The organism is Metallibacterium sp., assembly GCF_054637675.1.
In genome coordinates this window covers 1-15,951 of sequence record NZ_JBTSRB010000057.1, presented here as the reverse complement: position 1 = coordinate 15,951, position 15,951 = coordinate 1, and the positions used below count along the sequence as shown (strand labels likewise).

General features: G+C 61.8%; 13 protein-coding genes and 1 tRNA gene. All 14 read left to right on the top strand.

From position 1 onward, the window contains the following. Positions 1-128: EF-Tu C-terminal domain-related protein (locus ACYDAT_RS13690; RefSeq protein WP_461438709.1), on the top strand; the 128-nt coding region annotated here is incomplete at its 5' end. A 118-nt stretch (positions 129-246) separates the two neighbouring features. Next, positions 247-322, top strand: a tRNA-Trp gene (locus tag ACYDAT_RS13685). A 45-nt stretch (positions 323-367) separates the two neighbouring features. Further along, positions 368-757 carry a preprotein translocase subunit SecE gene (gene secE / locus ACYDAT_RS13680; protein ID WP_461439702.1) on the top strand — a complete coding sequence of 130 codons (390 nt, stop codon included), beginning with the start codon at positions 368-370 and terminating at the stop codon, positions 755-757. Between the two features lie 7 nt (positions 758-764). Then, positions 765-1,325: a transcription termination/antitermination protein NusG gene (gene nusG / locus ACYDAT_RS13675; RefSeq protein WP_461442298.1), complete on the top strand. Its 561-nt coding sequence runs from the start codon at positions 765-767 to the stop codon at positions 1,323-1,325. 185 nt (positions 1,326-1,510) lie between these two features. Then, positions 1,511-1,942 carry a 50S ribosomal protein L11 gene (rplK, locus tag ACYDAT_RS13670; protein WP_461439700.1) on the top strand — a complete coding sequence of 144 codons (432 nt, stop codon included), beginning with the start codon at positions 1,511-1,513 and terminating at the stop codon, positions 1,940-1,942. Between the two features lie 4 nt (positions 1,943-1,946). Next, on the top strand, positions 1,947-2,651 hold the full coding sequence (gene rplA / locus ACYDAT_RS13665; RefSeq protein ID WP_461439699.1) for a 50S ribosomal protein L1: 705 nt from the start codon (positions 1,947-1,949) through the stop codon (positions 2,649-2,651). A gap of 275 nt (positions 2,652-2,926) precedes the next feature. After that, positions 2,927-3,454: a 50S ribosomal protein L10 gene (gene rplJ, locus ACYDAT_RS13660; RefSeq protein WP_461439698.1), complete on the top strand. Its 528-nt coding sequence runs from the start codon at positions 2,927-2,929 to the stop codon at positions 3,452-3,454. A 54-nt stretch (positions 3,455-3,508) separates the two neighbouring features. Next, positions 3,509-3,886, top strand: a complete 378-nt coding sequence (rplL, locus tag ACYDAT_RS13655; protein ID WP_461439697.1) for a 50S ribosomal protein L7/L12 — start codon at positions 3,509-3,511, stop codon at positions 3,884-3,886. Between the two features lie 335 nt (positions 3,887-4,221). Further along, positions 4,222-8,385 (top strand): DNA-directed RNA polymerase subunit beta, encoded by a 4,164-nt coding sequence (gene rpoB / locus ACYDAT_RS13650; RefSeq protein WP_461450743.1) that lies wholly within the window; start codon positions 4,222-4,224, stop codon positions 8,383-8,385. A 26-nt stretch (positions 8,386-8,411) separates the two neighbouring features. Beyond that, on the top strand, positions 8,412-12,617 hold the full coding sequence (gene rpoC, locus ACYDAT_RS13645; RefSeq protein ID WP_461439695.1) for a DNA-directed RNA polymerase subunit beta': 4,206 nt from the start codon (positions 8,412-8,414) through the stop codon (positions 12,615-12,617). Positions 12,618-12,804: 187 nt separating this feature from the next. Next, positions 12,805-13,179 (top strand): 30S ribosomal protein S12, encoded by a 375-nt coding sequence (gene rpsL, locus ACYDAT_RS13640; protein WP_081129328.1) that lies wholly within the window; start codon positions 12,805-12,807, stop codon positions 13,177-13,179. Between the two features lie 18 nt (positions 13,180-13,197). Further along, positions 13,198-13,665, top strand: a complete 468-nt coding sequence (gene rpsG, locus ACYDAT_RS13635; RefSeq protein ID WP_081129324.1) for a 30S ribosomal protein S7 — start codon at positions 13,198-13,200, stop codon at positions 13,663-13,665. Positions 13,666-13,683: 18 nt separating this feature from the next. Next, positions 13,684-15,780, top strand: a complete 2,097-nt coding sequence (fusA, locus tag ACYDAT_RS13630) for an elongation factor G (RefSeq protein ID WP_461442297.1) — start codon at positions 13,684-13,686, stop codon at positions 15,778-15,780. A gap of 48 nt (positions 15,781-15,828) precedes the next feature. Continuing rightward, the coding region (locus tag ACYDAT_RS13625; protein WP_304059801.1) for a GTP-binding protein at positions 15,829-15,951 on the top strand (123 nt) is incomplete at its 3' end.

Below are 15,951 nucleotides of genomic sequence, written 5' to 3'. Positions count from 1 at the left end.
CGGGTGACAACGTGAAGATGAAGGTGGCGCTGATTGCGCCGATCGCGATGGAGGAAGGCTTGCGTTTCGCGATTCGCGAAGGCGGTCGCACCGTCGGCGCCGGCGTCGTCGCCAAGATCTTCGAGTAGTGTGGGCCGCGGTTTGCGCGATGCGTTGAAGTGCATCGCGCGCGGCGCGCCCTGGCGGGGCAAGGATGCCAAGCGCGTGGAAGATCCATGGATGGTGCTTGCAAAAGATCCAAACCACACGCCAGTAGCTCAATTGGCAGAGCAGCGGTCTCCAAAACCGCAGGTTGGGGGTTCGAGTCCCTCCTGGCGTGCCAATCAACAATCGCCGTGCCGGGCTGGGTCCGGCACGGATGGACATCATGAACACCAAAGTCGATCAGCACGCGGGCGGCGCCAAGGCCGTCGACATTGCCAAACTGGTGCTTGCACTGCTGGTGCTGCTGGCGGGCATCGCGGCGTATTACCTGCTTGGGCATGTGGCGCATTCGCTGCGTATCCTCGGCGTGTTCGCGGCGGTAATCGTGGCGATCGCGATCGCGGCGTTCACCGAGCCGGGACGCGCCATGCGCGGCTTCCTGCGCGAATCACAGTTCGAAATGCGCAAGGTCACCTGGCCGACGCGCGACGAAACCGTGCGCACCACGCTGGTGGTCGCCGGTGTGGTGGTGATCGTCGCCATTCTGCTAGGCATCATCGATTACGTGCTCAAGTCGGTCATTCTTGACTGGCTGTTGAAACTCGGCAAATGAGGCAAGCATGAGCAAGCGCTGGTACGTTGTACACGCCTATTCCGGGTTCGAGAATGCGGTCAAGAAGGCGCTCGAGGAGCGCATTCGTCGTGCCGGTGTGGAGGAAAAATTCGGTCGGGTGCTGGTCCCGACCGAGGAAGTGCTGGAGATGCGCGGCGGCCAGAAGCGCCGCAGCGACCGCAAGTTCTTCCCCGGTTACGTGCTGGTGCAGATCGAAACCGATGGCACCGGCAAAGCCCCGCACATCGACGACGACTGCTGGCACTTGGTCAAGGAAACACCCAAGGTCATGGGCTTCATCGGTGGCACCTCCGATCGCCCCCTGCCGATCAAGGACAGCGAGGCTGACGCCATCCTGCAGCGTGTGCAGGAGGGCGTGGAAAAACCCAAGCCGAAGATCCTGTTCGAGCCCGGCGAGATGGTGCGCGTCACCGAGGGGCCGTTCAACGATTTCAACGGCGTGGTCGAGGAAGTCAACTACGACAAGAGCCGCCTGCGCGTCGCGGTGCTGATCTTCGGTCGTTCGACCCCAGTCGAGTTGGAATTCGGTCAGGTCGAGAAAGCTTGATCTGGCATCCGCGCACGCGGGCGCGAAATGCTGCTATGCTTGGCAGCTTTCCCGGCCTGATCTCGGGGCGTTTGCACGCCGCGAGCACTTTCGGCAGCGGCGCGCACGGAGCGCGGGTCGCCACGCTTCAAGGATGTTCCCACCCGCGAGGAGCCGCAAGGCGCTAGCACTCGGAGAGAGATCCCATGGCCAAGAAGGTCGTCGGTTACATCAAGCTGCAAGTCAAGGCGGGGCAGGCCAATCCATCGCCGCCGGTTGGTCCCGCGCTGGGTCAGCGTGGCCTGAACATCATGGAATTCTGCAAGGCTTTCAACGCGGCCACCGCGAAGATGGAGCCGGGTATCCCCATTCCGGTGGTGATCACGGCCTATTCCGACCGCAGTTTCACGTTCATCACCAAGACTCCGCCCGCGACCATTCTGATCAAGAAGGCCGCCGGCATCGACTCGGGTTCCAAGCGTCCCAATACCGACAAGGTCGGCAAGGTACTGACGCGCAAGCAGCTCGAGGAAATCGCAACCACGAAGATGCCTGATCTGACCGCTGCCGACATGGATGCCGCCGTGCGCACCATCGCCGGCAGTGCGCGCAGCATGGGCGTGCGGACGGAAGGTTGAGGACATGGCCAAGCTCAGCAAGCGTTTCAAGGCAATGCAGGCTCTGGTCGAACCGGGCAAACAGTATTCGGTCGATCACGCGCTGAAACTGCTCAAGGACAACGCCAAGACCAAATTCGTCGAGACGGTCGATGTCGCCGTCCGCCTTGGCATCGACGCCAAGAAGTCGGACCAGGGCGTGCGCGGCTCCAGCTTGCTGCCGCATGGCACTGGCAAGACTGTGCGCGTGGCGGTGTTCTGCCCCGCCGGCGAAAAGGCCGAGGCGGCCAAGGCCGCCGGCGCTGATGCCGTGGGCATGGAGGATCTGGCCGAGAAGATGCAGGCCGGTGATCTGAATTTCGGTCGCGTGATCGCCACGCCCGATGCCATGCGCGTGGTTGGCAAGCTCGGCCAGTTGCTCGGTCCGCGCGGCCTGATGCCCAATCCCAAGGACGGCTCGGTCGCCGCCGACGTGGTCGCTGCGGTGAAAAATGCCAAGGCCGGGCAGGTCAAGTTTCGCAACGACAAGGCCGGCATCGTGCATTGCTCGATCGGCAAGGTGAATTTTGAGGTTGACGCCCTGCGCGAAAACCTCAACACGCTGCTGGCTGATCTGGTCAAGGCCAAGCCTTCCACGGCCAAGGGCGTGTATGTGCAGAAGGTTTCGGTGTCCAGCACGATGGGTCTCGGCGTTGCCGTCGATCCTTCGAGCCTGAGCATCGCCAAGTAGCAACGCCAGCGCGAGCGATCGCGCTGGCATCATTTGAGGGCGTCCGCGTTCCGCAAGGGGCACGGAGCCGTCAAAGACCGCGGGTGGCGGGCACAAGGCGAATGCCGCGTGCATGCCTTAATCCATCAGCCCGCGCAGATGGTGCAGCCCGAACAGGATTCCTGGAACGGCCACCAAGGCGGGCGCCGCAACGCGCCCACGGCACCGCAAGGAGCGGCGCCGGAATTCCCGGGCTGCAGGCGCGGAGCGCCCCAGGTCCGGATTGGGAGCATGCAATGGCGCTCAATCTTGCGCAAAAGAAAGAGGTCGTTGCCGAACTGGCCGAGGTGGCGCAAAAAGCCCACTCGCTGGTGGCCGCCGAGTATGCAGGTCTGACCGTGCAGCAACTGACCGACCTGCGCCGCAAGGCACGGGCCGGTGGCGTGTACCTCAAGGTGGCCAAAAACACCTTGCTGCGTCGTGCCGTCGAAGGTACCGAGTACGAGTGCGCCAAGGATCAGTTCACCGGTCCGCTGGTGTTCGCGTTCTCTACCGAGGATCCCGGTGCTGCTGGTCGTCTGATCAAGGACTTCGGCAAGACCGCCGACAAGCTCAAGCCGCGGCTGGTGGTCATCGGCGGCAAGGCTTACGGCGCCGGTCATCTCGATGTGCTGGCCTCGCTGCCGACCCGCGAGCAGGCCTTGTCGATGCTGCTCAGCGTGCTGGTGCAGCCCGCAACCATGCTGGTGCGCGTGCTGTCCGAGCCGGCTTCACAGCTGGCACGGGCCACCCAGGCGGTGGCGCAGCAGAAACAGGCCGCCTGAGTCCGCTTCGCAACACTCATCAACCATTCAATCCGTTTCCAGGAGTCAAGTCTCATGTCGTTCACCAACGAGCAGATCATCGATGCCATCTCCAGCAAGTCGCTGGTTGAAGTGATGGAGCTGGTCAAGGCCATGGAAGAGAAGTTCGGCGTTTCCGCCGCTGCTCCGGTCGCTGCCGCTGTTGCACCGGCCGGTGTCGCTGTCGCTGCGGTCGAGGAAAAGACCGAGTTCACCATCATCCTCAAGGCCGCTGGCGAGAAAAAGGTCGAGGTCATCAAGGTGGTCCGCGCGATCACCGGTTTGGGCTTGAAAGAAGCCAAAGACTTGGTCGAAGGCGCACCGAAGGAAGTCAAGGATGCGGTTTCCAAGGCCGACGCCGAAAAGTTCAAGAAAGAGCTCGAAGCGGCTGGCGCCAGCGTCGAAGTCAAGTGACGCCAGGATGGCGTCATCCCGGCCAGCACAGGGATGTGCGATGAGCCGGGATCCTGTTTCAAAATTGATGGCGTCATCCCATGCAGGCCATGGATGGCTATTGGCAAGGGGTCCAGTGGCTTTGAAAAACGAAAGTCACTGGATTCCCGCTGCCGCGGGAATGACAGGAAGAAGGCTGGGGGCGCAAGCCCCCGGCCTTTGCCTGTTGTCAGCAACACGTGGCCGCAAGGTCACGACGTGAGCGGCAAGTCGCAAAACGTTGGGCCGATTTGGACCGGCGTATTGCGATTTCCCGTTCCCGCTCCATCCGTATCCGTCGCGAGGGTGAGACCACGATGAGCACCTACTCGTTTACCGAGAAAAAGCGCATCCGCAAAGACTTCGGCAAGCGTCCGCCAGTCCTGGATGTTCCGAACCTGCTGCAGATCCAGACTGATTCCTACCGTGAATTCCTGCAAACTGGCGTGCGTGCTTCCGCGCGTCAGGAGCACGGTCTGCACGCCGCGCTGAAGTCCGTTTTCCCCATCGTGAGTTACTCGGGCAATGCCGCGCTCGAATACGTTGATTACCTGCTTGGCACGCCGCCGTTTGAGGAATACGAGTGCCGCCACCGTGGCATGACCTATGCCGCGCCGTTGCGCGTCAAGGTCCGCCTGGTGATCTACGACAAGGACAGTCCGGCATCGAAGAAAGTGGTCAAACTGGTCAAGGAACAGGACGTGTACATGGGCGAGATTCCGCTTATGACCGACACCGGGACCTTCATCATCAACGGCACCGAGCGCGTCATTGTCTCGCAACTGCATCGTTCACCTGGCGTATTCTTCGATCACGACCGCGGCAAGACGCACAGCTCGGGTAAACTGCTGTATTCGGCGCGCATCATTCCCTACCGCGGCTCGTGGCTGGATTTCGAGTTCGATGCCAAGGACGTGCTGTTCGCGCGTATCGATCGCCGCCGCAAGCTGCCGGTCACCGTGCTGCTGCGCGCACTGGGTTACAACAATGTGGAAATGCTCGATATTTTCTTCGAGCACAACGTGTTCCAGTTGGGCACCAAGGATGGTGCGCGTCTGGAGTTGGTCGCCGAGCGCCTGCGTGGCGAAACGTTGAACTTCGATATCGCGCATCACGGCAAGGTGATGGTCGAGGCTGGCAAGCGCATCACCCAGCGGCACGTGCGCGAGATCGCCAAGGTCGGCATGCAGACACTGGACGTGCCGGACGATTACGTGCTCGGCCGTACCCTGGCGACGGACATCGTCGACGCCAAGACCGGTGAATTGCTGGCCGCTTGCAATGATGAGTTGACGCTGGAGCATCTGGCCAAGTTCCGTCAGTCCGCTATCGAGCGCATCGCCACGCTGTATGTGAATGATCTCGACCGCGGTCCGTTCATCTCGCAGACGTTGCGTGTCGACTCCACGCGCACCCAGCTTGAGGCGCTGGTCGAGATTTATCGCATGATGCGTCCCGGCGAGCCGCCGACCAAGGATGCTGCGCAGAACCTGTTCTTCAATCTGTTCTTCACTTTCGAGCGCTATGCGCTGTCGGCGGTGGGACGCATGAAGTTCAATCGCCGTGTGGGCCGCAAGGAAATCACCGGCGCCGAGATCCTGTACGACTGGAAGTATCTGCGCGAGCGCAAGGAAGAACTTTCCGATCGACTGGTCAAGCAGCTCGGGCAGACTTCCGACATTCTCGATGTCGTGCGCACGCTGATTGAAATCCGCAACGGCAAGGGTCAGGTCGACGACATTGATCACTTGGGCAACCGCCGCGTGCGCAGCGTCGGCGAGATGGCCGAGAACGTGTTCCGCGTCGGCGTGGTGCGCGTCGAGCGCGCCGTGCGTGAGCGCTTGTCTCTGGCCGAAGCCGACAATCTGGGTCCGCAGGATCTGATCAACGCGCGTCCGGTGGCGGCGGCGATCAAGGAGTTCTTCGGCTCCTCGCAGCTCAGCCAGTTCATGGATCAGAACAACCCGTTGTCCGAGGTCACCCACAAGCGCCGCGTCTCGGCGCTGGGGCCAGGCGGCCTGACCCGCGAGCGCGCCGGCTTCGAGGTGCGCGACGTGCACCCCACGCATTACGGTCGCGTCTGCACCATCGAAACGCCGGAAGGCCCGAATATCGGCCTGATCAATTCGCTGGCCGTGTACGCGCGCACCAATTCCTATGGTTTCCTGGAGACGCCGTACCGCAAGGTGGTCAACGGCAAGGTCAGCAGCCATGTCGATTACCTCTCGGCGATCGAGGAAGGCGAGTTCGCGATCGCGCAGGCCAACTCGGTGCTCAATGCCGACGGCAGCTTCGGCGAGGACTTCGTGTCCTGTCGCTTCCAGGGCGAGCCGATGCTGGTGCCCGCGGCCGATGTCCACTACATGGACGTCTCGCCCATGCAGTCGGTGTCGGTGGCGGCGGCGCTGGTGCCGTTCCTCGAACACGATGATGCCAACCGCGCGCTGAGGGGCGCCAACATGCAGCGTCAGGCGGTGCCGACGCTGCGCGCCGAAAAGCCCTTCGTGGGTACCGGCATCGAGCGCGCCGTGGCGCGTGACTCGGGCGTGACCGTGGCGGCACGTCGTGGTGGCGTGATCGACCAGGTTGACGCGGGCCGCATCGTGGTGCGTGTCAACGAGAAGGAAATCAGCGCGGACGATGCTGGCGTCGACATCTACACGCTGACCAAGTACACGCGCTCCAACCAGAACACCAACCTCAACCAGCGCCCGCTGGTGAACGTGGGCGATGTGGTCGCCAAGGGCGACACGCTGGCCGACGGCTCCTCGACCGATCTGGGCGAGCTGGCGCTGGGTCAGAACATGCTGGTCGCGTTCATGCCATGGAACGGCTACAACTTCGAGGATTCGATCCTGATCTCTGAACGTGTCGTGCAGGAGGACCGCTACACCTCGATTCACATCGAGGAACTCACTTGCACCGCGCGCGACACCAAGCTGGGCTCGGAGGAAATCACCGCCGACATCCCCAACGTGGGCGATCAGGCATTGGCGCGGCTGGATGAATCCGGCGTGGTTTACATCGGCGCCGAGGTCAAGGCCGGCGACATTCTGGTCGGCAAGGTCACGCCCAAGGGCGAAAGCCAGCTTACGCCCGAGGAAAAACTGCTGCGCGCGATCTTCGGCGAGAAAGCCTCGGACGTGAAGGATTCCTCGCTGCGCGTGCCGCCGGGCATGGACGGCACCGTGATCGACGTGCAGGTGTTCACCCGCGATGGCGTCGAGCGCGACAAGCGCGCCAAGCAGATCGAGGAAGCCGAGACCAAGCGCATCCGCAAGGATCTGGACGACCAGTTCCGTATCCTCGAAGGCGCCATTTTCCAGCGCATGCGCCAGCAGATTGTCGGCAAGACCGCCAACAGCGGGCCGCATGGGCTCAAGCGCGGTACGGTCCTCACCGATGCCTACCTCGACACCCTGAAAAAGGATGAGTGGTTCAAACTCAGTCTCAAGGAAGAGGACGCCGCCGAGTTTCTGGAGCGCGCAGCCGAGCAGATCAAGGCGCACAAGGATGCTTTCGAGCATCGCTTCAAGGAAAAGCAGGCCAAGCTGGCGCAGGGCGACGACCTGCAGCCCGGCGTGCTGAAAATGGTCAAGGTCTACCTGGCCGTGAAACGCCGCATCCAGCCCGGCGACAAGATGGCCGGACGTCACGGCAACAAGGGCGTGGTGTCCATGATCGTGCCGGTCGAGGACATGCCGCACATGGCCGACGGTACGCCGGTGGACATCGTGCTGAATCCGCTCGGCGTGCCTTCGCGCATGAACATCGGGCAGATCCTCGAAGTGCATCTGGGTTGGGCCGCGCGCGGTTTGGGCCTGCGCATCGGACGCATGCTTGATGCCAGCGAGAAAGTCTCCAAGCTGCGCGATTTCCTCGACCAGATCTACAACCGCGATGCGGCCGGTGCCGCGCACCACATCAATCTGAAGTCGTTCAACGACGTCGAGATCCTGCAACTCGCCGGCAATCTGCGCGCTGGCGTGCCGATGGCGACGCCGGTGTTCGATGGCGCCGACGAGGCCGAGATCAAATCCATGCTGCGTCTAGCAGAACTGCCTGAAAGCGGGCAGACCACGCTGTTCGACGGGCGCACCGGCGAGGCTTTTGATCGCGAGGTGACGGTGGGTTACATGCACATGCTCAAGCTCAACCATCTGGTCGACGACAAGATGCACGCGCGCTCCACCGGTCCGTACTCGCTGGTTACCCAGCAGCCGCTGGGCGGCAAGGCGCAGTTCGGTGGCCAGCGCTTCGGCGAGATGGAGGTGTGGGCGCTGGAAGCCTATGGCGCGGCCTATACCCTGCAGGAAATGCTCACGGTGAAATCCGATGACGTGCAGGGTCGCAACCAGATGTACAAGAGCATCGTCGACGGCGATCACCTGATGGCGGCGGGCATGCCCGAGTCCTTCAACGTCCTGGTGAAGGAAATCCGCTCGTTGGCGATCAACATCGAGCTGGAAGAGCACAAGTAATCGGCGCCGGCTGAGGAGACACATTCATGAAAGACCTGCTCAATCTTTTCAACCAGCAGCGCCAGCCGCTGGACTTCGATGCGATCAAGATCAATCTGGCTTCGCCGGATCTGATTCGTTCATGGTCGTATGGCGAAGTCAAGAAGCCCGAGACCATCAACTACCGCACCTTCAAGCCCGAGCGCGACGGCTTGTTCTGCGCCGCGATCTTCGGGCCGGTCAAGGACTACGAGTGCCTGTGCGGCAAGTACAAGCGCATGAAGCACCGCGGCGTGGTGTGCGAAAAATGCGGCACCGAGGTCACCCTGGCCAAGGTGCGTCGCGAGCGCATGGGCCACATCGAGCTCGCCAGCCCCACCGCGCACATCTGGTTTCTGAAATCGTTGCCCTCGCGCATTGGCTTGATGCTGGACATGACCCTGCGCGACATCGAGCGCATTCTGTACTTCGAAGCCTACGTGGTCATCGAGCCGGGCCTGACACCAATGAATCGCGGCCAGTTGCTCAACGAGGACCAGTACCTCGCGGCGGTCGAGGAACATGGCGATGAATTCACCGCACGCATGGGCGCCGAGGCGGTATACGAACTGCTTAAGTCGATCGAGCTTCCCTCCGAGTTGGCGCGGTTGCGTGAGGAGCTGACCACCACCAACTCAGAAACCAAGCTCAAGCGCCTGACCAAGCGCATCAAGCTGATCGAGGCTTTCCACGAATCCGGCAACCGCCCTGAATGGATGGTGATGACCGTGCTGCCGGTGCTGCCGCCGGAGCTGCGTCCGCTGGTGCCGCTGGATGGTGGACGCTTTGCCACGTCCGATCTGAACGATCTGTATCGCCGCGTCATCAACCGCAACAACCGCCTCAAGCGCCTGCTCGAACTCAATGCGCCGGACATCATTGTGCGCAATGAGAAGCGCATGCTGCAGGAATCGGTCGATGCGCTGTTCGACAACGGCCGTCGCGGCCGTGCCATCACCGGCACCAACAAGCGCACGCTGAAGTCTTTGGCGGACATGATCAAGGGCAAGCAGGGGCGCTTCCGCCAGAACCTGCTGGGCAAGCGCGTCGATTATTCCGGCCGCTCGGTGATCGTGGTCGGCCCGACCCTGCGCCTGCATCAGTGCGGCCTGCCCAAGAAGATGGCGCTGGAGTTGTTCAAGCCCTTTATTTTCGCGCGTCTGCAGCGCAATGGTCTGGCCACGACGATCAAGGCCGCCAAGCGCATGGTTGAGCGCGAAGAGCCGGTGGTGTGGGACATCCTCGAGGACGTTATCCGCGAGCATCCGGTGCTGCTCAACCGCGCGCCAACGCTGCACCGACTCGGCATCCAGGCGTTCGAGCCTGTGTTGATCGAGGGCAAGGCCATCCAACTGCATCCGCTGGTGTGCACGGCGTTCAACGCCGACTTCGACGGCGACCAGATGGCAGTGCATGTGCCGCTGTCGCTGGAAGCCCAGGTCGAGGCGCGCGCGCTGATGATGTCTACCAACAACATTCTCTCGCCGGCCAATGGTGAGCCCATCATCGTGCCGACGCAGGACGTGGTGCTGGGTCTGTACTACATGACGCGCGAGCTGATTGGTGCCAAGGGCGAAGGCATGGTCTTCGCAGATGTCGCCGAGGTGCGCCGCGCTTACGACAACCGCATGGTCGCGCTGCACGCCAAGGCCAAGGTGCGCATCGATGAGATCGAGATCGCCGCCGATGGCACGCGCCACCCCAGGCGCAGCCTGATCGAGACCACGGTCGGCCGTGCACTGCTGGCCGAGATCCTGCCGGAGGGCATGCCCTTCGCGCTGGTCAACGCCGAGCTGACCAAGAAGGCCATCTCGCGCCTGATCAACTCCTGCTACCGCCGCCTGGGTCTGAAAGACACGGTCGTGTTCGCGGACAAGCTGATGTACACCGGCTTCCGCTTCGCCACGCGTGCCGGCATTTCCATCGGCATCGACGACATGAAGATCCCGGTTGAGAAGAAGGCCATTCTCGAAGTCGCCGAGAAGGAAGTCGTCGAGATCCAGCAGCAGTTCCAGTCGGGTCTGGTCACCGCCGGTGAGCGCTACAACAAGGTCGTCGATATCTGGTCGCGTACCAACGAGCTGATTGCCAAGGCGATGATCGAAGGCATTGGCAGCGAAAAAACCAAGACGCGCGATGGCAAGATCATCGAGCAGAAGTCGATGAACTCGATTTACATCATGGCCGACTCCGGTGCGCGCGGTTCCGCGGCGCAGATTCGCCAGCTCGCCGGCATGCGCGGCCTGATGGCCAAGCCCGACGGCTCGATCATCGAGACACCGATCAAGGCCAACTTCCGCGAAGGCCTGGACGTGCTGCAGTACTTCATTTCCACCCACGGTGCGCGCAAGGGTCTGGCCGATACCGCGCTGAAAACTGCCAACTCGGGTTACCTGACCCGGCGTCTGGTGGACGTGGCGCAGGACGTGGTGGTCACGCGCACCGATTGCGGCACCTTCGAGGGGCTGATCATGGCCCCCATCGTCGAGGGCGGCGATGTGGTCGAGCCGCTGCGTGATCGCGTGCTCGGCCGCGTGGTGGCCGAGGACGTTTACGCGCCGGGCAACGACAACACTCCGATCGTCACGCGCAACACCGTGCTGGACGAAATGCTGGTCGAGAAGCTCGATGTCGCCGGTGTGCAGTCGATCAAGGTGCGCTCGCCGATCAATTGCGAGTCGTCACATGGCGTTTGCGCGATGTGCTACGGGCGCGATCTCGCGCGCGGTCACATCGTCAACATCGGCGAGGCCATCGGCGTGATCGCGGCGCAGTCCATCGGCGAGCCAGGCACGCAGCTGACCATGCGTACGTTCCACATCGGTGGCGCCGCATCGCGTGCAGCAGCGATCGACAACGTCACCGTGCGCACCACGGGCGCAGTGAAGTTTAGCAATCTCAAGACCGTGAAACACGCGCAGGGCCACCTGGTTGCCGTGTCGCGTTCGGGTGAACTGAGCGTGCTCGACGCGCAGGGCCGCGAGCGCGAGCGCTACAAGGTGCCTTATGGCGCCACCATCAATGTGCGCGATGGTGCCGAGATCAGAGCTGGTCAAACCGCCGCGACGTGGGATCCGCATACTCATCCGATCGTGTCCGAAGTGGCCGGCGTGGTGCACTTCAGCGACTTCATCGAAGGCATCACCGTGCAGTCGCAGACCGATGAGTTGACCGGCTTGGAAAGCGCCGTGGTCACCGATCCCAAGCGCCGCGGCAGTGGCGCCAAGGATCTGCGTCCCACGGTGCGCCTGGAGGACAAGAAGGGTCGCGAGCTCAAGCTGCCCGGCACCGATATTCCAGCGCAGTACTTCCTGCCGGCGGGTGCAATTGTTTCGCTCCAAGACAGCGCCGAGGTCGGCGTCGGCGATGTGGTTGCGCGCATTCCACAGGAAACATCCAAGACCCGCGACATCACCGGCGGCCTGCCGCGCGTCGCGGATCTGTTCGAGGCGCGCAAGCCCAAGGAACCTGCGATTCTGGCCGAGCGCTCGGGTATCGTCAGCTTCGGCAAGGACACCAAGGGCAAGCAGCGCCTGATTATTCGCGATAGCGAAGGCAACGAGCACGAGGAGCTGATTCCGAAGTGGCGCCACGTGATCGTGTTCGAGGGCGAGCACGTAGAGAAGGGCGAGACCGTGGTCGATGGCGAGCCCAACCCACATGACATCTTGCGCTTGCTGGGCGTCGAGCCGCTGGCGGCGTATCTGGTCAAGGAAATTCAAGATGTTTATCGCCTGCAAGGCGTGAAGATCAACGACAAGCACATCGAAGCGATCATTCGCCAGATGCTGCGCAAGGTCGAGATCACCGACGGCGGCGACACGCGCTACATGCGTGGTGAGCAGGTCGATCGGTTGCGCATGCTGGGCGAAAACCGGCGCACCGAAGCGCGCGGTGAGCGCCCGGCCGGCTACCAGCCAATGCTGCTCGGCATTACCAAGGCTTCGCTGGCGACCGAATCGTTCATCTCAGCGGCTTCGTTCCAGGAAACCACGCGCGTGCTGACCGAAGCCTCGGTGCGCGGAACGCGCGATGGCTTGCGCGGCCTGAAGGAGAATGTTATCGTTGGCCGCTTGATTCCGGCTGGTACCGGTCTCGCCTACCACGCCCAGCGACGCGGGCAGGCGGCATTCTCCGAATCCGATGCGGATGCCATCGCGGCGTCCTCGGCGATATTTGAGGAGATCTCGGTGGGCGACGACAGCGGCGAATAATCGCCTTCGTCTGCCGCCCGGCAGGATCAAACCACATACGAAATGAGGCACAGGATGTGCCTCGTGTTCGGGACAGGGATTGTGCGGGTTGGGCTTGAAGCAGCTCGGCTCTCCATGTTAAATTCCCGCTTCTAAGCAGGCCGAGTTGTGTCGGCTTGCATTTACGTTTGACAGGACTCCACAAGGCATGGCGACGATCAACCAATTGGTGCGCAAACCGCGCAGCCCGAAGAGCTACAAGAGCGCTTCGCCGGCGTTGCAAAGCTGCCCGCAGCGTCGTGGCGTGTGCACGCGCGTCTACACCACCACCCCGAAGAAGCCCAACTCGGCGCTGCGCAAGGTTGCCAAGGTGCGCCTGACCAACGGTTACGAGGTGATCAGTTACATCGGCGGTGAGGGCCACAACCTTCAGGAGCATTCGGTGGTGCTGATTCGTGGCGGTCGCGTCAAGGATCTGCCTGGCGTGCGCTACCACACCGTGCGCGGCAGTCTCGATTGTGCCGGCATCGCCAAGCGGCGCCAGGCACGCTCCAAGTACGGCGCCAAGCGCCCCAAGGCCTAAGTTCAGGAGTGTTGCAACATGTCGCGTAAAGGTTCGCATCCCGCGCGAGTCGTGCTCGCCGATCCCAAGCATGCCAGTCTCTCGATTGCGCGCTTCATCAATATGGTGATGAAGAGCGGCAAGAAGGCTGTCGCCGAGCAGATCGTGTACGGTGCCATCGATCAGATCGGTCAGAAGCATGCCGAGCCGGTCGCCGTAGTCGAAAAGGCGTTGGGCAATGTCGCGCCTGCTGTCGAGGTCAAGTCGCGTCGCGTTGGTGGTGCCACTTACCAGGTGCCAGTCGAAGTGCGTCCTTCGCGGCGTCAGGCTCTGGCCATGCGCTGGGTGATCGATGCGGCACGCAAGCGTGGCGAGAACACCATGCCGCGCAAGCTCGCAGCCGAGTTGCTCGATGCTTCCGAGAATCGCGGCGGCGCGGTCAAGAAGCGCGAGGAAACACACCGCATGGCCGAGGCCAACAAGGCCTTTTCGCACTATCGCTGGTAAGCATCAGAGGCTCGTATCGTGGCTCGTACCACCCCCATCGACCGTTATCGCAATTTCGGCATCATGGCTCACATTGATGCCGGCAAAACCACGACTACGGAACGCATCCTTTACTACACCGGTGTCAATCACAAAATCGGTGAAGTCCACGATGGCGCGGCCACAATGGACTGGATGGAGCAGGAACAGGAGCGCGGGATCACCATCACTTCCGCGGCGACGACCTGCTTCTGGAAGGGCATGGATTTTTCCCTGCCCGAGCATCGCTTCAACATCATTGACACCCCAGGGCACGTCGATTTCACCATTGAAGTCGAGCGCTCCTTGCGCGTGCTTGATGGTGCGGTATTCGTGCTTTGTGCCGTCGGTGGCGTACAGCCACAGTCGGAAACCGTCTGGCGTCAAGCCAATAAATACGGCGTGCCGCGTCTCGCGTTCGTCAACAAGATGGATCGCACCGGCGCCAATTTCGACAAGGTGGTTGAGCAATTGAAGTCGCGCCTGGGTGCGCATCCGGTACCGATGCAGGTGCCGATTGGTGCCGAGGAGAACTTCGAGGGCGTGATCGACCTGATCAAGATGAAAGCCATCTTTTGGGATATGGCATCACAAGGCATGAAGTTCGAGTACCGCGATATTCCGGCGGAACTCGCGGACACCTGCGCCAAGGCCCACAACTTTATGGTTGAGGCTGCAGCCGAGACCTCCGAAGAGTTGATGAACAAGTACCTCGAAGAGGGCTCGCTTTCCGAAGAGGAAATTGTCGCCGGCATTCGTGCGGGGACCTTGTCCAATTCGCTGATTCCGGTGTTCTGCGGCTCGGCGTTCAAGAACAAGGGCGTGCAAGCCATGCTTGACGCCGTGATCCAGTTGTTGCCTTCTCCGGGCGATCGTCCTGCGGTCAAGGGTACAGACGAACGCGAAAAGGAAACCAGTCGCAGGGCGCTGGATACCGAGCCGTTTGCGGCGCTGGCATTCAAGATCATGACCGATCCATTCGTTGGTTCGCTCAGCTTTTTCCGCGTCTACTCGGGTGTGCTGGCGGCCGGCGATCAGGTCTTCAATCCGATCAAGAGCAAGAAAGAGCGCATTGGTCGCATTTTGCAGATGCACGCCAACCAGCGCGAGGAAATCAAGGAAGTTCGCGCGGGCGACATCGCTGCGGCGGTGGGTCTGAAGGATGTCACTACCGGCGATACGCTGTGCGCGCAGGACCACCTGATCACGCTGGAGCGCATGGTGTTCCCCGAGCCCGTCATTGCCATGGCGGTCGAGCCGAAGACCAAGAGCGATCAGGAAAAGATGGGTGTGGCACTGTCGCGTCTGGCGCAGGAAGACCCGTCCTTCCGCGTGCGCACCGATGAAGAATCAGGCCAGACCATCATCGCTGGCATGGGTGAACTGCACCTGGAAATCCTGGTTGATCGCATGAAGCGCGAGTTCAACGTCGAGGCCAATGTCGGCAAGCCACAGGTGGCTTACCGCGAGACCATTCGCAAGACCGTGCTCAAGCAGGACGGCAAATTCGTGCGCCAGTCCGGCGGCAAGGGTCAATATGGCCATGTGGTGCTGGAGCTGCATCCGCAGGAGCGCGGCGCTGGCTACGTATTCGAGAACGCGATCGTTGGCGGCGCGGTGCCCAAGGAATACATCCCGGCAGTCGACAAGGGTATTCAGGAAGCGATGGCCAATGGCATTCTGGCTGGCTTCCCCATTGTGGACATCAAGATTCGCGTGGTCGATGGTTCGTACCACGAGGTCGACTCGTCCGAAATGGCGTTCAAGATCGCCGGTTCGATGGGTTTCAAGGAAGGCTTCCACAAAGCCAACCCAGTCCTGCTTGAGCCGATCATGAAGGTCGAGGTGGTCACGCCCGAGGACTACATGGGCGACGTGATGGGCGACCTCAGTCGCCGGCGCGGTGTCTTGCAGGGCTCGGACGACAGCCCTTCCGGCAAGTTGATCAACGCGCTGGTGCCACTGGGCGAGATGTTTGGCTACGCCACCTCGTTGCGTTCGATGAGCCAGGGCCGTGCGACCTTCACGATGGAGTTTGATCACTATGCCGAGGCGCCGAACAGCATCGCCGAGCAAGTGATGAAGAAGTCCGCCTGAGTTTCAAACCAACCATTCAACTGACAAACGTTTTGAGGTTAGTGAGTCATGTCCAAGGAAAAATTCGAGCGTAAGAAGCCGCATGTGAACGTGGGGACGATCGGCCACGTGGATCACGGCAAGACGACGTTGACGGCGGCGCTGACGAAGGTCGGCGCGGAGCGTTTTGGC